Raw genomic sequence first — 22,984 nt, forward strand, 5'->3', positions numbered from 1 at the left:
ACCAGAAAGGAGTTCGGTTTGAACAGTAACGCGCGACGAGTCGTGTTTTTCGATCTTGATGGCACATTGCACCAGCAGGATATGTTCGGCAGCTTTATTCGTTATCTTTTACGTCGTCAGCCGCTCAACGTGCTGGCAGTGGCGGCCTTGTCGCCAGTAGTACTGCTGGGGCTGTTGGTTAACGGTCGCGCGGCGCGCTGGCCGATGAGCCTGCTGCTGTGGGCTGCTACCTGCGGGCGGCGTGAAAGCCATCTTAAGCGTCTGGAGGCGGCGTTCGTTAGCTGGTTTCGCCAGCACGTGACCGCCTTTCCGGTGGTGCAGGGCCGGCTAAACGACTATTTAACCAGTACTGATGCCGACGTCTGGCTGATTACCGGCTCACCGCAGTCGCTGGTGGAACAGGTCTATGCCGATACGCTTTGGCTGCCGCGCGTAAAACTTATCGCCAGCCGCATGAGCCGTCGTCGCGGCGGCTGGGTGCTGACGCTGCGTTGCCTGGGCCATGAGAAAGTAGCGCAGCTGGAACAGCGGATCGGCGCGCCGCTACGTTTATACAGCGGCTATAGCGATAGCGAGCAGGATAACCCGCTACTCTGTTTTTGCCAGCACCGCTGGCGGGTCACGCCGCAGGGCGATCTCCAGCAGCTCGAATAATTCCGCTGCTGGCGAATTATTTGGGTGATATATAGCGCCCATGTATAATGCGCCCCGCTTTTTCTGCAGGAGTGCCGCTGTGTCTGACCACGAATTTAACGATGAATACTGGATGCGCCATGCGCTGACGTTGGCGAAACGCGCCTGGGAAGAGGGCGAGGTGCCGGTGGGCGCTGTGCTGGTGCATAACAATCAGGTCATCGGCGAGGGATGGAACCGGCCGATTGGCCGTCACGACCCCACAGCCCATGCCGAAATAATGGCGCTGCGTCAGGGTGGACTGGTTCTGCAGAACTATCGTTTAATTGATGCCACGCTGTACGTCACGCTGGAGCCCTGTGTGATGTGCGCCGGGGCGATGGTGCATAGTCGCATCTCGCGGCTGGTGTTCGGCGCCCGCGATGCTAAAACCGGCGCGGCCGGGTCGTTAATCGATGTGCTGCATCATCCGGGGATGAACCACCGCGTTGAAATTACCGAGGGAATTCTGGCTGAGTCTTGCTCCACGATGCTGAGCGATTTCTTCCGCTGGCGGCGGGAAGAGAAAAAAGCGTTGAAAAGAGCGCGGCAGGACGAGGGCTAACGTCCTGCTGTCGGCAACTTTAGTTTAACGTTGTCGACAAGCTTTTCGCCGCGGAATCTAAAGAAGGGCATCGCATACTCTTTATGCTCGCCATCGAGTTCTTCCGGCGTGACGGCTGGATAATCTTCAGCAATCGCCATCTCCTGCGCCGCTTTCCTTTCCTGTTCAGACAAATATCCAACCAGGCTGATATGGTACTTACGAATATTTTCCACGTAGGCGTAGGCCTCATGGCCGCGGGCGTAGCCATATTTTAAGCGGCTGTAGTAGGGCTTCTGGCTCAGCAATGGCAGACGCTGCTTAACGTCGGACCAGCTGTTCGGGTTGCCTTTTTGTTTTTTAGTCAGCGCCATCGCGTCAAGCATATGCGCGTAGCCCATGTTATAAGCCGCCAGCGCAAACCAGATCCGCTCCTCTTTCGGGATCGAGTCCGGCACTTTGGCCATCATATCCTGCAGATAGCGCATACCGCCGTCTAGGCTCTGTTCGGCATCGGTACGGTCGGTCAAACCTAAACTTTGGGCGGTATTGCGGGTTAGCATCATCATGCCGCGCACCCCGGTCGGCGAGGTGGCCTGCGGGTCCCAGTGCGACTCCTGCCAGGCAATCGCCGCCAGCAGTCGCCAGTCGATCTGCCGGGCGTATTTCTCAAACAGCGGCTTCAGATCCGGCAGCGTATTTTGCACCGCGCGCAGGAAGGTGCGGGTATCAACATAGTCGAAGTCGTTGCCGTGGCCGAGATACTTCTCTTCCAGGCGGGCGAGAGTGCCGTCTTCGTTCATACTATTAAAGAAATCGAGCATGGCTGCCGATAATGAATTGTCTTCGCTTTTTTCGCTAAACCAGGTGACCGGCTGTTCATCGCTGATATCGAGCGCCACAGCCAGCTCCGGATGCACGCGCTGGAACAGGCTGACGGCGACGGAATCGGCGACGGTATATTCCAGCGTACCGTCGATGACCGCCTGCATCAGGGCGGTGGTGCCGCGTTTTTCATCGACGCGCCAGTTGAGGTCCGGATATTTGCTCTCCTTCAGCGCCTGCAGGTCGTTAAGGGCGACGTGGCCTGGGGCGATGGCGAGCTGTTCGGCGTTAATCCCGGCCAGCGTGCGCGGGCGATTACCGCCAACGCGATAGACCAACTGCTGCGAAACGGAATAATAGGTAGGGCCTGCCTGATAGTTCTTCACCCGCTCGGTGTTATAGACCAGCCCGGCGGCCAGCATATCGGTTTTACCGGCATCGAGATCGTCGAACAACTGGCTGATATTCTGCCGCACGGTGACTTTCAGCTTCACCCCAAGGTAATCGGCGAAGCGTTTCGCCAGCTCGTAATCGAGACCGTAGTCTTTGTTGTTGATGGCGGCATAGGTCAGCGGCGAGTTAATGGTACTCACGCGCAGTTCGCCGCGGGCAATGATCCCGGCCACGCGGTTCTCCGGTTTTCCCATCCACGGCAAAGACGGCCACAGCGCCGCCGCCAACAAAAGGGTGACGACGCCGATCAGCAGATAATTAATCTTTAATTTTTTCAAATAGTTAATTTTCTGCAGCGTGGAGTTCCTCAGCTGGGTATATCCGGAAAAAGTAAAAGGTTGCCGTAAGTTGAGCGGCATTTTGCTTAAGAATGCGCCAGTTGGCAACTTATTCGCGATTCATGTCACATTTATTGATAAAACTGATGAATCATTTTATTTCTACGCAAACGGTTTCGTCGGGGCTCAGGATTCTCTATAATGGCCGCCGTTTCCCCCTGGCTCACCTTGAAAGCTTCGAAGACGAGAGACTTATGATGGATATTTTGCGTGGTTCACCTGCACTGTCGGCATTCCGTATCAACAAACTGCTGGCACGTTTTCAGGCGGCCAACCTGCCGGTTAGCACCTTATACGCGGAGTATGTTCACTTTGCCGACCTGAGCGCCCCGCTAAGCGATGAGGAGCGCGAAAGACTGGTCAGACTGCTCAAATATGGCCCAAGCCTCAGCAGCCATACGCCAACCGGTAAATTACTGCTCGTCACCCCTCGCCCCGGCACTATCTCTCCCTGGTCCTCCAAAGCTACCGACATCGCCCATAACTGCGGTTTATCGCAGGTCGTGCGGCTGGAGCGCGGCGTGGCGTACTACGTTGAAGCACAGGGTCTGAGCGATGCGCAGTGGGACGCCGTTGCGGCGGAACTGCACGATCGCATGATGGAGAGCGTTTTCACTGAGCTGGAAGAGGGAGAGAAGCTGTTTGTTCACCATCAGCCGACGCCAGTGACCAGCGTAGACCTGCTGGGCCAGGGACGTCAGGCGCTGATTGACGCCAACCTCCGTCTGGGGCTGGCGCTGGCCGATGACGAAATCGACTACCTGCAGGACGCATTCGTTAAACTTGGCCGCAATCCGAACGACATCGAGCTGTATATGTTCGCGCAGGCCAACTCGGAACATTGCCGCCACAAAATTTTTAACGCCGACTGGATTATCGACGGCCAAAAACAGCCGAAGTCGCTGTTTAAAATGATCAAAAACACCTTCGAGAAAAACCCGGAATATGTGCTGTCTGCCTATAAAGACAACGCCGCGGTAATGGAAGGTTCCGAAGTCGGCCGCTATTTCGCCGACTATCAGACCGGGCGCTATGACTTCCATCAGGAGCCGGCGCACATTCTGATGAAAGTTGAAACCCACAACCACCCGACGGCAATTTCGCCGTGGCCAGGGGCCGCGACCGGTTCCGGCGGCGAGATCCGCGACGAAGGCGCAACCGGACGCGGCGCGAAGCCGAAAGCGGGCCTGGTCGGCTTCTCGGTTTCTAACCTGCGTATTCCGGGCTTTGAGCAGCCGTGGGAAGAGGATTTCGGTAAACCTGAGCGTATCGTGACCGCGCTGGATATCATGACCGAAGGCCCGCTGGGCGGCGCGGCGTTTAACAACGAATTTGGTCGTCCGGCGCTGAATGGCTATTTCCGTACCTATGAAGAGAAAGTGACCAGCCACAATGGCGAAGAGCTGCGCGGCTATCACAAACCGATCATGCTGGCGGGCGGTATTGGCAACATCCGCGGCGAGCACGTCCAGAAGGGCGAAATCACCGTTGGCGCCAAGCTTATCGTGCTGGGTGGCCCGGCGATGAACATCGGTCTCGGCGGCGGCGCGGCGTCATCCATGGCTTCCGGCCAGTCTGATGCCGATCTGGATTTTGCCTCCGTACAGCGCGACAACCCGGAAATGGAGCGCCGCTGTCAGGAAGTGATCGACCGCTGCTGGCAGCTGGGCGATGCGAACCCGATTCTGTTTATCCACGACGTTGGCGCGGGCGGTCTCTCTAACGCCATGCCGGAGCTGGTGAGCGATGGCGGCCGCGGCGGGAATTTCCAGCTGCGCGATATCCTCAGCGATGAGCCGGGAATGAGTCCGCTGGAGATCTGGTGTAACGAATCCCAGGAACGTTATGTTCTGGCGGTCGCGCCGGAACAGCTGCCGCTGTTTGAAGAGCTGTGCCGCCGCGAGCGCGCGCCTTACGCGGTGATTGGCGAAGCCACGGCGGAGCAACACCTTAGCCTGAGCGACAGCCACTTTAACGATCGGCCGATCGACCTGCCGCTGGACGTCCTGCTCGGCAAAACGCCGAAAATGACGCGTGACGTGCAAACGCTGAAAGCGCAGGGCAGTGAGCTGGATCGTCAACCGATGACGATTGCCGATGCGGTTAACCGCGTGCTGCATCTGCCGACGGTGGCCGAGAAAACCTTCCTCGTGACCATCGGCGACCGCACCGTGACCGGTATGGTAGCGCGCGATCAGATGGTGGGACCGTGGCAGATCCCGGTCGCTAACTGCGCGGTGACCACTGCCAGCCTCGATAGCTACTACGGCGAAGCGATGGCGATGGGCGAACGCGCGCCGGTTGCGCTGCTCGACTTTGCCGCCTCAGCCCGTCTGGCGGTCGGCGAGGCGTTGACAAACATCGCCGCTACGCAGATTGGCGAACTCAACCGCGTTAAACTGTCGGCAAACTGGATGGCAGCAGCCGGTCACCCGGGTGAAGACGCCGGTCTGTATGAAGCAGTAAAAGCGGTCGGTGAAGAACTCTGTCCGGCGCTGGGCCTGACTATCCCGGTGGGCAAAGACTCAATGTCGATGAAAACCCGCTGGCAGGAAGGCAGCGAGCAGCGCGAAATGACCTCGCCGCTGTCGCTGGTTATCTCCGCGTTTGCCCGCGTTGAAGACGTGCGCGGCACCGTGACCCCGCAGCTCTCTACGGAAGATAACGCCCTGCTGCTGATCGATCTCGGCAAAGGGCGTAACGCGCTGGGCGCCACCGCGCTGGCGCAGGTCTATCGTCAGCTAGGCGACCAGCCGGCCGACGTGCGTGATGTCGCGCAGCTGAAAGGCTTCTGGGACGCGATGCAGGCGCTGGTGGCGCAGCGTAAGCTGCTGGCTTACCACGACCGCTCCGATGGCGGCTTGTTAGTGACGCTGGCGGAAATGGCTTTTGCCGGTCACTGCGGCGTAACTGCCGATATCGCCGCGCTGGGCGACGACCGTCTGGCTGCGTTGTTCAACGAAGAATTGGGCGCGGTGATTCAGGTTCGCGCCGCGGATCGCGAAGCGGTAGAAGCGCTGCTGGCGATGAATGGTCTGGCAGATTGCGTGCACTACTTAGGCCAGGCGACGGCGGGGGATCGTTTTGTTATCACCGTCGACGGTCAGCCGCTGTTCAGCGAAAGCCGCACCACGCTGCGTATGTGGTGGGCGGAAACCACCTGGCAGATGCAGCGTCTGCGCGATAATCCGGAGTGCGCCGATCAGGAGCACCAGGCGAAGTCTAACGATAGCGACCCGGGTCTTAACGTTAAGCTGTCGTTTGATATCAATGAAGATGTTGCCGCGCCGTATATTGCGACCGGCGCGCGCCCGAAAGTGGCCGTGCTGCGCGAGCAGGGGGTTAACTCCCATGTTGAAATGGCCGCCGCTTTCCATCGCGCCGGCTTCGACGCCATTGACGTGCATATGAGCGATCTACTGGCGGGTCGTACCGGTCTTGGCGACTTCCATGCGCTGGTGGCCTGCGGCGGCTTCTCCTACGGTGACGTACTGGGGGCAGGCGAAGGTTGGGCGAAATCGATTCTGTTCAACGAACGCGTACGCGATGAGTTCGCCACTTTCTTCCACCGCCCGCAGACGCTGGCGCTGGGCGTGTGTAACGGTTGTCAGATGATGTCCAATCTGCGTGAACTGATCCCTGGCAGCGACCTGTGGCCGCGCTTCGTACGCAACCACTCTGACCGCTTTGAAGCGCGTTTCAGCCTGGTTGAAGTTACCCAAAGCCCATCGCTGCTGTTGCAGGGGATGGCCGGTTCGATGATGCCGATTGCCGTTTCGCACGGCGAAGGGCAGGTGGAAGTTCGTGATAGCGCGCATCTGGCTCAGCTTGAAAGCAAAGGCCTGGTGGCGCTGCGCTTCGTCGATAACTTCGGCAAAGTGACGCAAACCTATCCGGCGAACCCGAACGGCTCGGTGAACGGCATTACCGCAGTGACCAGCGAAAGCGGTCGCGCGACGATCATGATGCCGCACCCGGAACGCGTCTTCCGTACCGTCAGCAACTCCTGGCACCCGGAAAACTGGGGTGAAGACAGCCCATGGATGCGCATCTTCCGCAACGCGCGTAAGCAACTGGGTTAATACCGTTTACGTAACGCGTTGTTGATAATGAGCCCCCTGGTCATCAGGGGGCTTTTTTATTTGTGATCGGGGCCGCGTGACGGTGTCGGGAATTACCGACAAACGCGGTTTTGGGGTGTCTCCAAAAGGCGACACTTAACGCACTGATTTTAAAAGATTCTATATATATGCTTATTTGGTGTTGCTAATTAGCGACACAAAGGCCGAATGTTGTGCGATAGGCTTTTGAAGCGGAATTACATGTAATTCTTTATATATCATGCTGTTAATAATTTGTTTTGAAAGGTGGCACACTTCATGCATAATAACTGGCAGTGGCTCATTCACCTTCTTATGTCAGCCCCTTCGGGAAGCGCTACATAAACTTCGAATGACGCACAAACAGGTGCCTGCCGTCCAACTCCTGATAACAGCTCTGCTTTATCAGTCATCGGGCGAAACGTCGAGTAAGGCACCGCCTCATTCCTTAATAAAGGCAGGCTTTAGAGCCTGCCTTTATTGTTTCTGCCGTGGATGTTTCCGCCATCCTCAGTTAGCATCTTCAGGAGCTAATGGTTGAGGCTATATCTTTGAAGCGATTCTCTCTTTTCCCCCGTTCCTTGCGCCAACTGGTGACGCTTTCCTTTGTGCTGATCATGTTGCCGCTGCTTGTCCTGGCATGGCAGGCCTGGCAAAGCCTGAACGCGCTCAGCGCCCAGGCCGCGCATATTAACCGCACCACCTTGACGGATGCGCGGCGTAGCGAAGCGATGGTCAACGCCTCGCTGGAAATGGAGCGTAGCTATCTCCAGTATTGCGTGCTGGACGATCCTACCCTTGAGCGGGTCTATCAAAATCAACGTAAGCGTTATAGCGAAATGCTTGAGGCGCTCTCTGACGTGTTGCCGGATGCTGACATCTGGCAGACCCTGCGGCAAAACCTCGCCGATCTGGCCCAACTACGTTGCCATAATAGCGCGCCGGACGCCAAAGCTGCGGCGAGCCTCGAAGCCTTTGCCGATGCTAACAATGAAATGGTACAGGCGACCCGAACGGTAATCTTCTCCCGCGGCCAGCAGCTACAGCAGGAGATTGCCGAGCGCGGGCAGTTTTTCGGATGGCAGGCGCTGGTTCTGTTTCTGCTGAGCCTGACGCTGGTTTTGCTGTTTACCCGCATGATCATCGGCCCGGTGAAGGGCATCGAGAAGATGATTAACCGCCTGGGGGAGGGGAAGTCGCTGGATGATGCGGCGCTGTTCACCGGCCCGCGCGAACTGCGATCGGTCGGTAAACGGATTATCTGGTTGAGCGAACGTCTGGCGTGGCTGGAGTCCCAACGCCACCAGTTTCTTCGTCATCTGTCACATGAACTGAAAACACCGCTCGCCAGCATGCGTGAAGGAACGGAACTGCTGGCGGACCGGGTAGCGGGGCCGCTGACGACGGAGCAGCAAGAAATCGTTGAGATCCTCGATAACAGCAGCCGTAATCTGCAAAAGCTAATCGAACAACTGCTCGACTATAACCGTAAACTGGCCGATGGCCCGGTCGAGCGGCAGAAGGTGGATATTGCCGAACTGGCGCAGACCGTCGTTTCCGCGCATAGTTTACCGGCAAGGGCCAAGATGATGTCTACCGAGCTGGCGCTGGATGAACGCTTCTGCCTGGCGGAGCCGACGTTGCTGACCAGCGTGCTTGATAATCTGTACTCCAATGCGGTGCACTATGGCGCTGAATCCGGTAACATTCGTATTCATAGTTACCGCCACGGCGAGCAGGTTCGTATCGATGTCGCCAATAGCGGCGAGCCGATCCCCGCCGCCGAAAGAAACATGATTTTCGAGCCTTTTTATCAGGGAAGCCACCTGCGTAAAGGGGCAGTAAAAGGCAGCGGTCTGGGGCTGAGTATCGCCCGCGACTGCGTACGGCAAATGCAGGGAGAGCTGAGCCTGGTCGATGACAATCCCGGGTTCATCTGTTTTCGCATCTCGCTCCCCGCCGCTGAGCCGGGAAAAACCAACACATGAATCAACATTGGGTGAATATGTCCCACTTTTTCGCATTGCGCCGTCCTTTACGGGGATGGCTGCTGTCGGGCCTATGCTGCCTGACGCTGGCGGGCTGTTCCGCCGCTATGTCGCCGCGCGCCGCTGACGGCAATGCGCCGCCCGAGCTGCCGGAACATCAGGTGGCGGATTTTCTCTCCGTAGATTGCGCCAATATCTGGTCGCTGGAAAACGATGCCAGTGATAAAAACCCGCTGTACTGGCTGCGCGGCATTGACTGCGCGGATCGCCTGGCGCCGGTACAGGCCCGTGCCGAAGCCAAATTGCATAATGATGATAACTGGCAGGATGCTTTCAAACGCGGCATTCTGCTGGCCGACGCCAAAATCACCCCCGACGAGCGTCGCGAAATGGTTGCCCGCATCGACAGCTTTAGCCCGCAAATCGCCGCGCAGGTTCGCCCGCTATACCGGCTGTGGCGCGACGGTCAAGCCCGGCAGCTGCAGTTATTCGAGGAGCGCTCCCGCTACGGCAAACTCCAGCAATCAAGCGATGCTGAACTGGAAACCTTGCGCCAGCAGGAGCAGCAGCTGCGTAGCCAACTGGAGCTGACCACCCGCAAGCTGGAAAACCTTACCGATATTGAGCGCCAGCTCTCCAGCCGTAAGCCCGGCGGCAATTTTAATAGCGGTAGCGATAAGGTACCGGAGGTGATCCATGACGATCCGTAAACCCGCCCACCTGCTGCTGGTGGACGACGATCCGGGGCTGTTAAAGCTGCTAGGGATGCGTCTGGTCAGCGAAGGGTACAGCGTGGTCACGGCGGAAAGCGGGCCCGAGGCGCTGCGCGTGCTGACGCGCGAACGGGTGGACCTGGTGGTGAGCGATTTACGCATGGATGAAATGGACGGCCTGCAGCTGTTTGCTGAAATCCAGAAGGCGCAGCCCGGCATGCCGGTCATCATCCTGACTGCCCACGGCTCCATTCCAGACGCCGTTGCCGCTACCCAACAAGGGGTCTTTAGTTTTCTGACTAAACCGGTCGATAAAGACGCGCTGTATAAAGCGATTGATGATGCTCTCGAGCAGAGCTCGCCGGCCACCGACGAGCGCTGGCGACAGGCGATCGTCACCCGTAGCCCACAGATGCTGCGGCTGCTGGAGCAGGCCGGTATGGTGGCGCAGTCGGACGTTAGCGTGCTGATTATCGGCCAGAGCGGTACCGGGAAAGAGATTGTCGCCCAGGCGATCCACAACGCCAGTCCGCGCCACGAAAAACCGTTTATTGCGATTAACTGCGGCGCGTTGCCGGAGCAATTGCTGGAGTCCGAACTGTTCGGCCACGCGCGCGGCGCCTTTACCGGCGCGGTCAGCAACCGCGAAGGGCTTTTTCAGGCCGCCGAGGGCGGTACGCTGTTCCTTGATGAAATCGGCGATATGCCCGTCGCGCTGCAGGTAAAGCTACTGCGCGTCCTACAGGAGCGTAAGGTGCGCCCGCTGGGCAGCAACCGCGATATCGACATCGACGTGCGCATTATCTCGGCGACCCACCGCGATCTGCCGAAGGCGATGGCGCGCGGTGAGTTTCGTGAAGATCTGTTCTATCGGCTCAATGTGGTTAACCTGAAGATCCCACCGCTTTCCGAGCGCGCGGAGGATATTCCGCTACTGGCTAATCATCTATTGCGCCAGTCCGCCGACCGTCACAAACCCTTCGTGCGCGCCTTCTCCACCGATGCGATGAAGCGGCTGATGGCCGCCAAATGGCCGGGCAACGTGCGCCAGCTGGTTAACGTGATTGAACAGTGCGTGGCGCTAACCTCATCGCCGGTGATCAGCGATGCGCTGGTGGAGCAGGCGCTGGAGGGGGAGAATACCGCGTTGCCGACCTTCGTTGAGGCGCGTAATCAGTTTGAGCTCAACTACCTGCGTAAGCTTTTACAGATAACCAAAGGTAACGTGACGCATGCCGCGCGGATGGCCGGGCGCAACCGCACCGAATTTTACAAACTGCTGTCGCGCCACGAGCTCGACGCCAACGACTTTAAAGAGTAGCCCCGCGGCATAGCGCAAGCTATGATACGGTAAGCAACCGGTTACGCGACAAAGACAGGAAAACCATGAAAAAGATTGATGCGATTATTAAACCGTTCAAATTGGATGACGTGCGTGAAGCGCTGGCGGAAGTCGGGATCACCGGCATGACGGTGACGGAAGTCAAAGGGTTTGGTCGTCAGAAAGGGCATACCGAGCTGTACCGCGGCGCGGAATATATGGTGGATTTTCTGCCGAAGGTGAAAATCGAAATCGTGGTGACTGACGATATCGTCGATACCTGCGTCGATACCATCATTCGTACCGCCCAGACCGGTAAAATCGGCGACGGTAAAATCTTTGTCTTCGACGTGGCGCGGGTGATTCGTATCCGTACCGGTGAAGAAGACGACGCGGCGATTTAATCCTCGCCGCTCGCTGCAGTATTGCCGGGTGGCGCTGCGCTTACCCGGCCTACAAATCCCCGCGTCGTTGGGCTTACAGAACCTTATGCGGGCCGAAACATTCGTAATGAATGTTGTCTTTATTGACCCCTAATTCTACCAGCTGCTTCGCTGCAAATTGCATAAACGCTACCGGGCCGCAGAGATAGAATTGCATCTGCGGGTCGCGAATATTTTCCGCCAGCGGCGCTAAATCCATCAAACCTTCGCTATCAAAACGTCCTGCCTGACGGTCGGCTTCGCTCGGGCTGCGGTACCAGACGTGTGAGGTAAATTTCGGTAGCGTCGCGCCAAGCGCCTTCACTTCGTCCGCAAAAGCGTGAACGTCACCGTTTTCCGCCGCGTGGAACCAGTTCACCTGGCCCTGATGATGGCTTTTCGCCAGCGTATCCAGCATCGCCAGCATTGGCGTTTGGCCGACGCCGCCGGAGAGCAGGGTCACCGGCGTCTGCGCTTCCACGTTAAGGAAGAAGTCGCCTGCCGGTGCGGCTAAATAGACCACGTCGCCTTCGCTGGCGTGGTTATGCAGCCAGTTAGACACCTGGCCGCCATTCTCGCGTTTCACCGCGATGCGATAGCCCTTACCGTCCGCTTTGCGGGTCAGAGAGTATTGACGAATTTCCTGATATTCGAAGGCTTCCGGCTTCAGCCAGATAGCCAGATACTGTCCCGGCAGGTAATCGGCGACCGGCTGACCGTCGACAGGCTCCAGTTCAAAGCTGGTAATAAGCTGGCTGCGCGGGGTCTTCTTAACAATGCGAAACGCGCGGGTACCTTCCCAACCGCCATTTTTACTGGCGTTATCCTGATAGATTTCCGCTTCGCGATTGATGAAGACGTTCGCCAGCACGCCATAGGCTTTGCCCCAGGCGTCGAGCACTTCCTGGCCCGGGCTAAACATTTCGTCGAGGGTCGCCAGCAGATGGCTGCCGACGATATTGTACTGCTCCGGTTTAATCTGGAAGCTGGTATGTTTCTGGGCGATTTTTTCGACCGCCGGCAGCAGGGCCGGCAGGTTGTCGATATTGCTGGCGTAGGCGGCAATAGCGTTGAACAGCGCTTCGCGCTGATCGCCGTTACGCTGGTTACTCATATTGAAGATCTCTTTGAGCTCCGGATTATGAGTAAACATACGATCATAAAAATGCGCGGTTAACTTTGGGCCGGTCTCTACAAGCAGGGGAATGGTGGCTTTGACCGTGGCGATGGTTTGAGCGTCGAGCATAGCAGCTTCCTTAAATATTATCCTATTGATGCATTTCAAATGCATCTTATATAAATAACCCTGCTATGTAAATGGTTCTTTATCACTTTGCCGCAAAGCCGTTACAACATGAAGAATTTGCATCACAAACCTGAAAAGAAATCCGTTGATAATGTTTGATGCGTTATTGCTCAAAGCCTTGTGTGCTGTGGAGCCAATCGTTTGCGTAAAATCCTTTGTCAAGACCTGTTATCACAGAATGATTCGGTTATACTGTGGGCCGTTGTCCATCAGGACCGCCTTTTTAGGCCAAAAATTTTATCGTTAGCTGAGTCAGGAGATGCGGATGTTAAAGCGTGAAATGAACATTGCCGATTATGATGCCGAACTGTGGCAGGCTATGGAGCAGGAAAAAGTACGTCAGGAAGAGCACATCGAACTGATCGCCTCCGAGAACTACACCAGTCCGCGCGTGATGCAGGCTCAGGGTTCCCAGCTGACTAACAAATATGCCGAAGGTTATCCGGGCAAGCGCTACTACGGTGGCTGCGAGTACGTGGATATCGTTGAGCAACTGGCTATCGACCGCGCGAAAGAACTGTTCGGCGCCGACTACGCTAACGTGCAGCCGCACTCCGGCTCGCAGGCTAACTTTGCCGTCTACACCGCGCTGCTGCAGCCAGGCGATACCGTGCTGGGTATGAACCTGGCGCAAGGCGGCCACCTGACCCACGGCTCCCCGGTTAACTTCTCCGGTAAACTGTACAACATCATTCCTTACGGCATCGATGAGTCCGGTAAAATTGACTACGAAGACATGGCGAAGCAGGCCCAGGAGCACAAACCGAAGATGATCATCGGTGGCTTCTCCGCTTACTCTGGTATCGTTGACTGGGCGAAAATGCGTGAAATCGCTGACAGCATCGGCGCATACCTGTTCGTCGATATGGCGCACGTAGCGGGCCTGATTGCCGCCGGCGTTTATCCGAACCCGGTTCCGCACGCCCACGTTGTTACTACTACCACCCACAAAACTCTGGCAGGTCCGCGCGGCGGCCTGATCCTGGCGAAAGGCGGTAGCGAAGAGCTGTACAAGAAACTGAACTCCGCCGTGTTCCCAAGCGCGCAGGGCGGCCCGCTGATGCACGTTATCGCCGCGAAAGCGGTGGCGCTGAAAGAAGCGATGGAGCCAGAGTTCAAAGTTTACCAGCAGCAGGTTGCTAAAAACGCCAAAGCGATGGTGGAAGTGTTCCTGAACCGCGGTTACAAAGTGGTTTCTGGCGGTACTGAAAACCACCTGTTCCTGCTGGATCTGGTTGATAAAAACCTGACCGGTAAAGAAGCTGACGCCGCCCTGGGCCGTGCCAACATCACCGTTAACAAAAACAGCGTGCCGAACGATCCGAAGAGCCCGTTCGTGACTTCCGGTATCCGTATCGGTTCTCCGGCTGTGACTCGCCGCGGCTTTAAAGAAGCGGAAGTGAAGGAGCTGGCTGGCTGGATGTGCGACGTTCTCGACAATATCAACGACGAAGCTGTTATTGAGCGCGTCAAAGGTAAAGTGCTGGATATCTGCGCACGTTTCCCGGTTTACGCATAATCTTGCCGCGTTAAGATAAAAAAGGCCGCGATTGCGGCCTTTTTTGTGTCTGATGATTAGCGGCGGTCCAGCGAAATTGAACCCGGTCCGGTTATTGCCAGCAGCAGGAAGGCCCCGGCGATACTGACGTTCTTATAGAAGTTAATCATATTCGGCAATACCGCATCGCCGGTCATATCCCAGTAATGGTGGCCGATAACCGCGGTACCCAGGGTGTAAAAAATAAAGATCACCGCCAGCGGGCGGGTAAAGAAACCTAAAATAATCAGAATAGCGGCGGGAACCTCCATGATGACCGCGATAATCGCCGCCAGCGTCGGCAGCGGCGCGCCGGAAGAAGCCATATATTGTACCGTTCCGCTAAATCCCATCAGTTTCGGATAGCCAAAAATAATGAACAGCAGCACGATCGCAATACGTGCGATTAACAGCAGAACAGGGCGGGAAGAGCCAAAGTCAAAATAGCGTAGCGTGTTCATAATCAGTCCTTTATCACAGGCGTGTGATCTAAACGTAATACACATTTTTACTCCCCGCCACGCTGGGAAACTAATATTGTTGCGCTTCGTTTAGCGGCGATTGAGTCGATATGCAGAAAGCGCTTTGATGCCCGGTTATCGGATTTTTTTTCATACTGCCCGCCATTTCGTAAAACCTTTGCGTGACGATGCTCACGATTTTAAGAGAAATGTAGTTAATGACCATGCAGATAGTGAGACATGGGTTTGCTCAGTATGCGCTTTATCGCCAGACTAGAGCTTCCATTCGGGAGGGAATCATGGTCTTGCACTCCACGCGCTGGCTGGCGCTAAGTTACTTCACCTATTTTTTTAGCTACGGTATTTTTCTACCATTCTGGAGCGTCTGGCTGGCAGGCGTTGGCCTGACGCCGGAAACCATCGGCGTGCTGCTCGGCGCCGGGCTGGTGGCGCGTTTTCTGGGCAGTCTGCTGATTGCGCCGCGGGTTAGCGATCCTTCTCGTTTGATTAGCGCCTTGCGAATCCTCGCGTTGCTGACGCTGCTGTTTGCTCTCGCCTTCTGGGTCGGCGGGCAGGTGGCCTGGCTGATGGTAGTCATCGTCGGATTCAACCTCTTTTTCTCCCCGCTGGTGCCGCTAACCGATGCGCTGGCCAACACCTGGCAAAAGCAGATCACCATGGATTACGGCCGGGTGCGATTGTGGGGATCGATTGCTTTCGTCATCGGTTCAGCGCTGACCGGCAAACTGGTGAGTTTGTATGATTACCGGGCGATCCTGCTGTTGTTAAGCCTGGGCACCGCTTCGATGCTGTTGGGCATGTTACTGAAACCTTCAGTGATGCCGCAGGGGGAGAGCCGACATCAGGAGGCGGCCGGACTATCGGCGTGGCTTAGCCTGGTGCGGCAAAGCTGGCGTTTTCTTGCCTGCGTCTGTCTGTTGCAGGGGGCGCACGCCGCCTACTACGGTTTCAGCGCGCTGTACTGGCAGCAGGCCGGTTATTCAGCTTCCGCCGTCGGCTATTTGTGGTCGCTTGGCGTCGTCGCCGAAGTGGTGATTTTCGCCCTGAGTAAAAAGGTCTTCCGCCGCTTTAGCGCCCGCGACCTGCTGCTGCTTTCGGCGGTGTGCGGCGTGGCGCGCTGGACGATTATGGGCTGGACGACCGCATTGCCATGGTTACTGGTCGCACAGATCTTGCATTGTGGAACGTTTACCGTCTGCCATCTGGCGGCCATGCGCTATATCGCCGCGCGGCAGGGAAGTGAGGTCATCCGCCTGCAGGCCGTTTACTCGGCGGTGGCGATGGGCGGCAGCATTGCGGTGATGACGGTATTTGCCGGCTTCCTCTATCAGCACCTGCATCAGGGCGTCTTCTGGGTGATGGCGCTGGTAGCGCTTCCGGCGCTGATCGTGCGGCCGAAGGTGGTAACCGCCTAGCTCTCAAGCATTTTGCAAATCTGCTGCCGCTGGTGATCGCTGAAATTCTCTTCAGCATGAAACAGCGGCGGCGAAAACAGCGGTAGCGCGGTCGTGTAAGGCGTGACTACTAAGGTCACATCTTTCGGCGCGCCTTGTTGCTGAAACTGCGTCACGCTTAAGTATTTAATATTCAGCGGCAGCAGCGTCAATTCCCGCAATTGCATTTCCAGCGCCTGTTCCAGCTCGCTGTTTTCCCGCGTCAGCAACACCACCTGCTTTTCATGCAGGTCGGCTTTTTGCATCAACCACGCGCCGAAAATCACCGCGATTAAGCTGACCTCTTCCTGATTAAATTGAATATGATAGGCCGTTTCGAAATCGCGTAATGCCTCCTGGGTGGTACGCATCAGGCGCGGATACAGGCGTCCGATCTCCTCAGGTAAGGCGTTATCAATACCGATGGCGAATACGCTGCGGTTCAACGCCTGCGAAAGATGGATATAGAGCTGGTCACTCAACCCTTGTTCATCGCTGAATGGCCGTCCCGCCAGATCCTGGAAACGATGGATCAAGCGGGAGATCGCCAGATGCAGGCGTCTGTCCTGTTGATGACCGTCGTGAATGGGATCCGGGGTTTTCAGTAACATAAACAGCAGGGTCAGGAAAAGTTGTTCGCCGGCGTGGGGCGTGGCGCTGACCCGGCGCTGCCAGTGGCGGACGATTTCGGCGGCGAGGTTAAATTCCGCCGCCGCCTGCGCCCAGTTGCGCTGCTCACGGGTGAAATCCGGCGACTGGCCCAGATGATGTTGTAGCAGGCAGTACTGAAGATACAGGCGCAGGAACTGACCGTCCCGGCAGTCGAACTGCCGATTGAGCGCGCGAGCGCAGCGATTCACCAGCGCCTGAAGATTGGTATCATCATATAAGGTACGCGCGATACCCTGCTGTTTAAGCTGCGTTTTTAACGCCGGGGTAAAATGGTGATGAACGAAATGCGGGCACAGGCGTAGCCCACGCCGGAGAGCGTGCAGCAGGCACAGGCGTTGATCGAGCGCGGCGCCTTCAATCCGATAGCTGCCGTCCATCTGCGACGCGAGAGTCAGTCGATGATAACGCTGAATTTCGCGCCCCGTCTCCGCGATATCCTGTTGGGCCGTCGCCTCATCCACCTGGTTGAGCCTGACCAGCTGTTGCGGCGTGACGGATTGTCCCGGAAGATAGAACATCAGGAGCACCTGGCTACGGCGCTGTGGACTGGAAAGCGCAGATGGTGGTTCAATCACTGTCATCATCTGGTAAGTTCCAGTTAGGGTTTCAGCTAAGAATAGCCAAAGGATGCAGGGTGAGCAGGGCGGGCCGCGGCCTTTAGATCAGGATTGCTGGCGAAGTTCACAGAATTTTTCACGCGAGGAACAGATGAAGAAAGTGAAACACTGCGTCGGTGCGGCATTTTTCATGGTTTTATCATTGTCAGCCGTTGCGCATCCGCACAGCTTCATTAATTTGCAGAGTGAAGCCGTGGTGAAAGACGGTCTATTGACCGGTTTTAAGATGCGCTGGACGATGGACGAAATAACTTCAGCAGATCTGCTCTATGATGCCGGCAATGCAAAGGCGGGCAGCGAAGTATGGAAAAAACTGGCGGCGGAGGTCATGGCCAACGTACTCGGCCAGCACTACTTCAGCGAACTGTGGCACAACGGCCAGCGGGTTAAGTTTGCTAACCGCCCGGATGGCTACGGCCTTGCGCGTAGCGGGCTGCAGGCGGTACTCACCTTCACCTTGCCGTTGGCGACACCGCAACCTGTTGCCGGACAAACCTTTACTTTATCCACCTTCGATCCGACCTACTACGTCGATATGTTTTATGAGCAGGATAGCGATTTTTCGTTGCCTGCCGCGCTGCGGGCCTCCTGCAAGGCCACGGTAATGACGCCGAAACCCAACGACAAAATGTTGTCTTATGCGCAGTCGCTCGATAAAGAGGACGCGCCGCCGGAAGATATGGAACTGGGTAACTACTTTGCCCAGAAGGTGACCTTGACATGTCAGTAGTCTTTACGCCGCGAGCGCGGGCGCCGCGCTGGAAATCACTCTGGCCGCTGGCGCTGTTTCTGACGCTGACCGTCGTGGGCGGTATCTGGTTGTGGCTCGCCTGGCCGCAGGTACTGTTGCAAAGCGCGGTCTGGCAGCGTTCACTGAATCTTGAGCTCAGCCAACTGCTGCAGGCGGTGGCGGATAACCCTTCAGCGGCGGGGCTATCGCTGCTCGGGTTCAGCTTTGTCTACGGTGTGCTACATGCCTTAGGCCCTGGCCACGGTAAAATCGTGATTACCACCTGGCTTGCCACCCATCCCTCAAAGCTGAAATCGAGTATTACGCTGACGCTGGCGGCATCGCTGTTGCAGGGAATGGTGGCGATAGCGCTGGTGGTGGTGGTATTGACGCTGCTGCAGCTCCCGGCGCGTCAACTGCATCTCAGCAGCTTCTGGCTGGAGAAGGGCAGTTATCTGCTGGTCGGCGCATTGGGGCTTTTACTGTGCTGGCGGGCATTGAAAAAACTGCGAGTCTTGCTACGGCGGCCAACGTTTACCGCTTTTACCCTGCAGCACGTCCATGATGAACATTGCGGCTGCGGCCATCAGCACCTTCCGGCGCCGGATCAACTACAGAGTGGCGACGACTGGCGCGCCAGGCTGGCGATTGTGCTGTCGATGGGCATGCGTCCCTGCTCGGGAGCGATTATGGTGCTGCTGTTCAGTAAGGTGATCGACGTCTTTGGCTGGGGCATGGCAGCCGCGCTGGTGATGGCGGCGGGAACGTCGCTGACCATAAGCGGGCTGGCGCTGTTGGTGCATGGATTCCGCCAGTTGGCTATCCGCCTGAGTCGCCATCAGGCACCAGCGATGTGGAAACAGGTTGGCTGGGCGACGCTGGCGCTGGCCGGCGGCGTGGCGCTGTTGACGGCGGCCGTCGTGATGTGGAGTAGCGCGATCCCGCCGGGCGGCGGCTTGCGGCCGTTTTAGGGGATAAAAAAAGGAAGCCGCGGCTTCCTTTTTATATTCAGTGAGAAATTAACGCTTCAGCGCTTCGCTCAGCTGCTCGCGCATGTTCGCCAGCATCGCTTTCACGACGCGCGGGTTACCGGCTACGATGTTGCCGGTCAGCATATAGTTATGACCACCGGTGAAGTCGCAAACGATGGCGCCTGCTTCACGAGCGATCAGCTCGCCTGCGGCGAAATCCCACGGTTTGAGGGCGATTTCAAAGTAACCATCAACGCGGCCAGCGGCAACGTAGGCCAGATCCAGTGCGGCGGAACCGGTGCGACGGAAGTCAGCGCACTCGGTGAACATATTGCCGAGGATGTTCATGTAAGCGGTAGCGTGCTGCTTGGCTTTGAACGGGAAACCGGTGGCGATGATGGTGCCGTCGAGATCGCGAGCGTTGCTGCCGCGCAGACGGTAGCCGTTCAGCTGCGCGCCCTGACCGCGGGTGGCGGTGAACAGTTCATTACGCATCGGATCGTAAACCACCGCGACTTCAGTACGGCCTTTAATGCGTACGGCGATGGAAACGGAGAAGTGTGGCAGACGTTTAACGAAGTTGGTGGTGCCATCCAGTGGATCGATAACCCATTGAATATCCTGATCTTCACCAGCGTGCTCGCCGCTTTCTTCGGTGATGATGGTGTGCTGTGGGTAAGACTTGCGAATGGTTTCGATAATAATCGCTTCTGCGGCTTTATCGACGTTAGTCACAAAGTCATTGCTGCCTTTCTGGCTGGTTTCTACGGAATCTGGCGTTTCGTAGTGCTTGGCAATTAAATTACCCGCCTTGCGCGCTGCGCGCACGGCAATGTTCAGCATCGGATGCATCGGTATCTCTCACTGGATGTTAAAGAACGGGAAAAAACGGCGCATATAGTAACAGCGAATTCTGCTTATGTCTCCGTTTTATGTTAGCATGCACGAATAATCTTTAGCCGAAGAACCATAATGCTGCAAAATATTCGAATCGTACTGGTAGAAACCTCACACACCGGCAATATGGGCTCCGTTGCCCGCGCGATGAAAACCATGGGCTTAACTAACCTGTGGCTGGTCAACCCGCTGGTGAAACCTGATTCCCAGGCCATCGCGCTGGCCGCTGGCGCCAGCGATGTGATTGGCAACGCGCAGATCGTCGATACCCTTGATGAAGCGCTGGCGGGCTGTAGCCTGGTGGTTGGCACCAGCGCGCGCTCCCGCACGCTGCCGTGGCCGATGCTGGATCCGCGCGAATGCGGTCTGAAAAGCGTCGCCGAAGGACAGCATGCGCCGGTCGCGCTGGTCTTTGGCCGCGAGCGCGTTGGCCTGACCAACGACGAACTGCAGAAGTGCCACTATCACGTGGCGATCGCCGCCAACCCGGAGTACAGCTCGCTGAACCTGGCAATGGCGGTGCAGGTTATCGCCTATGAAGTGCGAATGGCCTGGCTGGTGACGCAGGAGCAGGCGCAGCCGGCGGTTGAACATGAAGAGACGCCGTATCCGCTGGTCGATGATTTAGAACGTTTTTACGGCCACCTTGAGCAGACGCTGCTGGCGACCGGTTTTATCCGTCCGAATCATCCGGGGCAGGTGATGAACAAGCTGCGTCGTCTGTTCACCCGCGCGCGTCCGGAAAGCCAGGAGCTGAACATTCTGCGCGGGATGCTGGCGTCTATTGAGCAGCAGAATAAAGGTAAGTAACCGCGTTCCCGCCGGATGACGCTTCGCTTATCCGGCCTACGAAGCTACATCTCTGTTGCCCGGGCGAGGCCTTTGGCCGACCCCGGGAGCGGCTCGAAATCAATAACGGCACGGAAAGCCAAATACCTGACTAAAACAGTCAAGTAAATAGTTGACCAATTTACTCGGGAATGTCAGACTTGGCCCTGCTATGCAATACCCATATTAATAAAAAGCCCGGGCAGGGGCGAGTTTGAGGTTAAGTAAGACATGAGACTGACATCTAAAGGGCGTTATGCCGTGACCGCAATGCTTGACGTTGCGCTCAACTCTGAAACGGGTCCGGTTCCGTTGGCAGATATTTCAGAGCGTCAGGGAATTTCGCTTTCCTATCTGGAACAGCTGTTCTCTCGCCTGCGTAAAAATGGTCTGGTATCCAGCGTTCGTGGACCAGGCGGCGGTTACCTGTTAGGTAAAGAAGCTGGCAGCATCGCCGTAGGCGAAGTGATCAGCGCCGTAGACGAATCCGTTGACGCCACCCGTTGTCAGGGTAAAGGCGGCTGCCAGGGTGGCGATAAGTGTCTGACTCACGCGCTGTGGCGCGATCTGAGCGAACGTTTGACCGGTTTCCTGAACAACATCACCCTGGGCGAACTGGTGAATAACCAGGAAATCCTCGATGTTTCCGGTCGTCAGCACAATCATGAATCTCAGCGTACTACGCGTTCTCAGGACGCCATTGACGTAAAACTGCGCGCCTAGCACGAGGCTTAGTTTCAGCTTGCGGCTTACGGGCTGCAAGGTGAAACGGCAGGGTAGATAGCAATAATAAAGATTTTCAGAATCAGGCCGGGATGTTAAGACATCTCGTGTACTCGGTCGTACATCAAGCCGGTTGCCTGGTTCCTTGCATTGAGTGATGTACGGAGTTTAAGAGCAATGAAATTACCGATTTACCTCGATTACTCCGCAACAACGCCGGTGGACCCGCGTGTTGCCGAGAAAATGATGCAGTTCCTGACCCTGGACGGGACCTTTGGTAACCCGGCCTCACGTTCTCACCGTTTCGGTTGGCAGGCTGAAGAGGCGGTAGATATCGCCCGTAATCAGATTGCCGAACTGGTCGGCGCCGATCCGCGCGAAATCGTCTTTACCTCCGGCGCAACGGAATCCGATAACCTGGCGATTAAAGGTGCAGCCAACTTTTATCAGAAAAAAGGCAAGCACATCATCACCAGCAAAACCGAGCATAAAGCGGTACTGGATACCTGCCGTCAGCTCGAACGCGAAGGTTTTGAAGTGACCTACCTTGCTCCGCAGAGCAACGGTATTATCGATCTGAAAGAACTGGAAGCGGCGATGCGTGACGACACCATCCTGGTTTCCATCATGCACGTAAACAACGAAATCGGCGTGGTGCAGGATATCGCTACCATCGGCGAGATGTGCCGCGCCCGCGGTATCATTTACCACGTTGACGCCACCCAGAGCGTGGGCAAGCTGCCTATCGATCTGAGCCAGCTGAAAGTTGACCTGATGTCCTTCTCCGGTCACAAAATTTACGGCCCGAAAGGTATCGGCGCGCTGTATGTACGCCGTAAGCCGCGTATTCGCATCGAAGCGCAGATGCACGGCGGCGGTCACGAGCGCGGCATGCGTTCTGGTACCCTGCCTGTCCACCAGATCGTCGGTATGGGCGAAGCTTATCGTATCGCGAAAGAAGAGATGGAAAGCGAAATGGCGCGCCTGCGCGGCCTGCGTGACCGTCTGTGGAATGGCGTGAAAGATATGGAAGAAGTCTATCTGAATGGCGACCTCGAGCAGGGCGCGCCGAACATTCTCAACGTCAGCTTCAACTATGTTGAAGGCGAGTCGCTGATTATGGCTCTGAAAGACCTGGCGGTTTCCTCCGGTTCAGCCTGTACTTCCGCGAGCCTTGAGCCATCCTACGTGCTGCGCGCATTAGGCATGACTGATGAACTGGCGCACAGTTCTATTCGTTTCTCTTTAGGTCGTTTCACTACCGAAGAAGAGATTGACTACACCATCAAGCTGGTTCGTAACTCCATCGGCCGTCTGCGCGACCTTTCTCCGCTGTGGGAAATGTTCAAGCAGGGCGTGGATCTGAACAGCATTGAATGGTCACATCACTAATTCGGCACCGATAAGGAGAA

The 22,984-nt window shown here is 56.7% G+C and carries 19 protein-coding genes; 14 read left to right on the forward strand and 5 right to left on the reverse strand.

All coding sequences use genetic code 11. The annotated features are described in order from the left end of the window. The first annotated feature begins 18 nt into the window (after window positions 1–18). Together yfhb and tadA are read left to right on the forward strand one after the other, a co-directional pair. Window positions 19–654, forward strand: a complete 636-nt coding sequence (yfhb, locus tag PGS10_RS18540) for a phosphatidylglycerophosphatase C (protein WP_045392766.1) — start codon at window positions 19–21, stop codon at window positions 652–654. A 79-nt stretch (window positions 655–733) separates the two neighbouring features. After that, on the forward strand, window positions 734–1,237 hold the full coding sequence (gene tadA / locus PGS10_RS18545) for a tRNA adenosine(34) deaminase TadA (RefSeq protein ID WP_045392764.1): 504 nt from the start codon (window positions 734–736) through the stop codon (window positions 1,235–1,237). Here tadA and mltF read toward each other — a convergent pair. After that, on the reverse strand, window positions 1,234–2,853 hold the full coding sequence (gene mltF / locus PGS10_RS18550; RefSeq protein WP_047043386.1) for a membrane-bound lytic murein transglycosylase MltF: 1,620 nt from the start codon (window positions 2,851–2,853) through the stop codon (window positions 1,234–1,236). The genes tadA and mltF overlap by 4 nt on opposite strands. A gap of 173 nt (window positions 2,854–3,026) precedes the next feature. Here mltF and purL point away from each other — a divergent pair, with 173 nt between their 5' ends. The 5 genes from purL (at window position 3,027) to glnB (ending at window position 11,358) form a co-directional block, all read left to right on the forward strand. Then, window positions 3,027–6,914, forward strand: a complete 3,888-nt coding sequence (gene purL / locus PGS10_RS18555) for a phosphoribosylformylglycinamidine synthase (RefSeq protein WP_047078050.1) — start codon at window positions 3,027–3,029, stop codon at window positions 6,912–6,914. Between the two features lie 569 nt (window positions 6,915–7,483). Next, window positions 7,484–8,920, forward strand: a complete 1,437-nt coding sequence (locus PGS10_RS18560; RefSeq protein ID WP_072251588.1) for a sensor histidine kinase — start codon at window positions 7,484–7,486, stop codon at window positions 8,918–8,920. 17 nt (window positions 8,921–8,937) lie between these two features. Then, on the forward strand, window positions 8,938–9,630 hold the full coding sequence (gene qseG / locus PGS10_RS18565) for a two-component system QseEF-associated lipoprotein QseG (RefSeq protein ID WP_047043539.1): 693 nt from the start codon (window positions 8,938–8,940) through the stop codon (window positions 9,628–9,630). Continuing rightward, entirely contained in the window at window positions 9,617–10,954 is a 1,338-nt protein-coding gene (gene glrR, locus PGS10_RS18570; RefSeq protein ID WP_045377589.1) for a two-component system response regulator GlrR, read from the forward strand. The genes qseG and glrR overlap by 14 nt, the downstream gene beginning before the upstream one ends. A gap of 65 nt (window positions 10,955–11,019) precedes the next feature. Continuing rightward, the gene (gene glnB, locus PGS10_RS18575) at window positions 11,020–11,358 is read left to right on the forward strand and encodes a nitrogen regulatory protein P-II (protein WP_002914032.1); all 339 of its coding nucleotides are present in this window, start codon (window positions 11,020–11,022) and stop codon (window positions 11,356–11,358) included. A gap of 73 nt (window positions 11,359–11,431) precedes the next feature. On the opposite strand, the gene hmpA is transcribed toward glnB, so the two are convergent. Then, window positions 11,432–12,622 carry an NO-inducible flavohemoprotein gene (gene hmpA, locus PGS10_RS18580; RefSeq protein ID WP_045392756.1) on the reverse strand — a complete coding sequence of 397 codons (1,191 nt, stop codon included), beginning with the start codon at window positions 12,620–12,622 and terminating at the stop codon, window positions 11,432–11,434. A gap of 325 nt (window positions 12,623–12,947) precedes the next feature. On the opposite strand from hmpA, the gene glyA reads away from it, so the two are divergent. Beyond that, a complete protein-coding gene (gene glyA, locus PGS10_RS18585; protein ID WP_015370305.1) occupies window positions 12,948–14,201 on the forward strand; it encodes a serine hydroxymethyltransferase in 1,254 nt (417 codons plus the stop codon). A gap of 56 nt (window positions 14,202–14,257) precedes the next feature. Here glyA and PGS10_RS18590 read toward each other — a convergent pair whose 3' ends face one another. Next, window positions 14,258–14,680, reverse strand: a complete 423-nt coding sequence (locus PGS10_RS18590) for a DoxX family protein (RefSeq protein ID WP_045392754.1) — start codon at window positions 14,678–14,680, stop codon at window positions 14,258–14,260. A 299-nt stretch (window positions 14,681–14,979) separates the two neighbouring features. Between PGS10_RS18590 and PGS10_RS18595 the strand changes: the two genes are divergently transcribed. Beyond that, a complete protein-coding gene (locus PGS10_RS18595) occupies window positions 14,980–16,116 on the forward strand; it encodes a 3-phenylpropionate MFS transporter (RefSeq protein ID WP_047043398.1) in 1,137 nt (378 codons plus the stop codon). Here PGS10_RS18595 and csiE read toward each other — a convergent pair. Then, window positions 16,113–17,390, reverse strand: a complete 1,278-nt coding sequence (gene csiE / locus PGS10_RS18600) for a stationary phase inducible protein CsiE (protein WP_047078051.1) — start codon at window positions 17,388–17,390, stop codon at window positions 16,113–16,115. The genes PGS10_RS18595 and csiE overlap by 4 nt on opposite strands. A 124-nt stretch (window positions 17,391–17,514) precedes the next feature. Here csiE and PGS10_RS18605 point away from each other — a divergent pair, with 124 nt between their 5' ends. Next, window positions 17,515–18,153, forward strand: a complete 639-nt coding sequence (locus PGS10_RS18605) for a DUF1007 family protein (RefSeq protein WP_032708890.1) — start codon at window positions 17,515–17,517, stop codon at window positions 18,151–18,153. After that, complete coding sequence (locus tag PGS10_RS18610; RefSeq protein WP_047078052.1) at window positions 18,144–19,124, forward strand: nickel/cobalt transporter; 981 nt, start codon at window positions 18,144–18,146, stop codon at window positions 19,122–19,124. Before PGS10_RS18605 ends, PGS10_RS18610 begins: the two co-directional genes overlap by 10 nt. 48 nt (window positions 19,125–19,172) lie before the next feature. Here the strand turns inward: PGS10_RS18610 and suhB are convergent, their stop codons facing one another. After that, window positions 19,173–19,976 carry an inositol-1-monophosphatase gene (gene suhB, locus PGS10_RS18615; RefSeq protein ID WP_015370312.1) on the reverse strand — a complete coding sequence of 268 codons (804 nt, stop codon included), beginning with the start codon at window positions 19,974–19,976 and terminating at the stop codon, window positions 19,173–19,175. A gap of 120 nt (window positions 19,977–20,096) precedes the next feature. Between suhB and trmJ the strand changes: the two genes are divergently transcribed. The 3 genes from trmJ to iscS all read left to right on the forward strand — a co-directional run bounded on the left by trmJ (window position 20,097) and on the right by iscS (window position 22,964). Further along, window positions 20,097–20,831, forward strand: a complete 735-nt coding sequence (gene trmJ / locus PGS10_RS18620; protein WP_047078053.1) for a tRNA (cytosine(32)/uridine(32)-2'-O)-methyltransferase TrmJ — start codon at window positions 20,097–20,099, stop codon at window positions 20,829–20,831. Between the two features lie 249 nt (window positions 20,832–21,080). Then, window positions 21,081–21,572: a Fe-S cluster assembly transcriptional regulator IscR gene (gene iscR / locus PGS10_RS18625; protein ID WP_015370314.1), complete on the forward strand. Its 492-nt coding sequence runs from the start codon at window positions 21,081–21,083 to the stop codon at window positions 21,570–21,572. A gap of 177 nt (window positions 21,573–21,749) precedes the next feature. After that, the gene (iscS, locus tag PGS10_RS18630; RefSeq protein WP_015703173.1) at window positions 21,750–22,964 is read left to right on the forward strand and encodes a cysteine desulfurase; all 1,215 of its coding nucleotides are present in this window, start codon (window positions 21,750–21,752) and stop codon (window positions 22,962–22,964) included. The last annotated feature ends 20 nt before the right edge of the window (window positions 22,965–22,984 follow it).

The organism is Klebsiella sp. 141153 (assembly GCF_032601995.1).
In the GTDB taxonomy this organism is placed as follows: domain Bacteria; phylum Pseudomonadota; class Gammaproteobacteria; order Enterobacterales; family Enterobacteriaceae; genus Klebsiella; species Klebsiella aerogenes.

Coding starts and splice junctions, on each gene's coding strand:
- mltF (WP_047043386.1), bottom strand. CDS start 2,853: ATGCCGCTCAACTTACGGCAACCTTTTACTTTTTCCGGATATACCCAG.
- purL (WP_047078050.1), top strand. CDS start 3,027: ATGATGGATATTTTGCGTGGTTCACCTGCACTGTCGGCATTCCGTATC.
- qseG (WP_047043539.1), top strand. CDS start 8,938: ATGTCCCACTTTTTCGCATTGCGCCGTCCTTTACGGGGATGGCTGCTG.
- glrR (WP_045377589.1), top strand. CDS start 9,617: ATGACGATCCGTAAACCCGCCCACCTGCTGCTGGTGGACGACGATCCG.
- glnB (WP_002914032.1), top strand. CDS start 11,020: ATGAAAAAGATTGATGCGATTATTAAACCGTTCAAATTGGATGACGTG.
- hmpA (WP_045392756.1), bottom strand. CDS start 12,622: ATGCTCGACGCTCAAACCATCGCCACGGTCAAAGCCACCATTCCCCTG.
- glyA (WP_015370305.1), top strand. CDS start 12,948: ATGTTAAAGCGTGAAATGAACATTGCCGATTATGATGCCGAACTGTGG.
- PGS10_RS18590 (WP_045392754.1), bottom strand. CDS start 14,680: ATGAACACGCTACGCTATTTTGACTTTGGCTCTTCCCGCCCTGTTCTG.
- PGS10_RS18595 (WP_047043398.1), top strand. CDS start 14,980: ATGGTCTTGCACTCCACGCGCTGGCTGGCGCTAAGTTACTTCACCTAT.
- csiE (WP_047078051.1), bottom strand. CDS start 17,390: ATGATGACAGTGATTGAACCACCATCTGCGCTTTCCAGTCCACAGCGC.
- PGS10_RS18605 (WP_032708890.1), top strand. CDS start 17,515: ATGAAGAAAGTGAAACACTGCGTCGGTGCGGCATTTTTCATGGTTTTA.
- PGS10_RS18610 (WP_047078052.1), top strand. CDS start 18,144: ATGTCAGTAGTCTTTACGCCGCGAGCGCGGGCGCCGCGCTGGAAATCA.
- suhB (WP_015370312.1), bottom strand. CDS start 19,976: ATGCATCCGATGCTGAACATTGCCGTGCGCGCAGCGCGCAAGGCGGGT.
- trmJ (WP_047078053.1), top strand. CDS start 20,097: ATGCTGCAAAATATTCGAATCGTACTGGTAGAAACCTCACACACCGGC.
- iscR (WP_015370314.1), top strand. CDS start 21,081: ATGAGACTGACATCTAAAGGGCGTTATGCCGTGACCGCAATGCTTGAC.
- iscS (WP_015703173.1), top strand. CDS start 21,750: ATGAAATTACCGATTTACCTCGATTACTCCGCAACAACGCCGGTGGAC.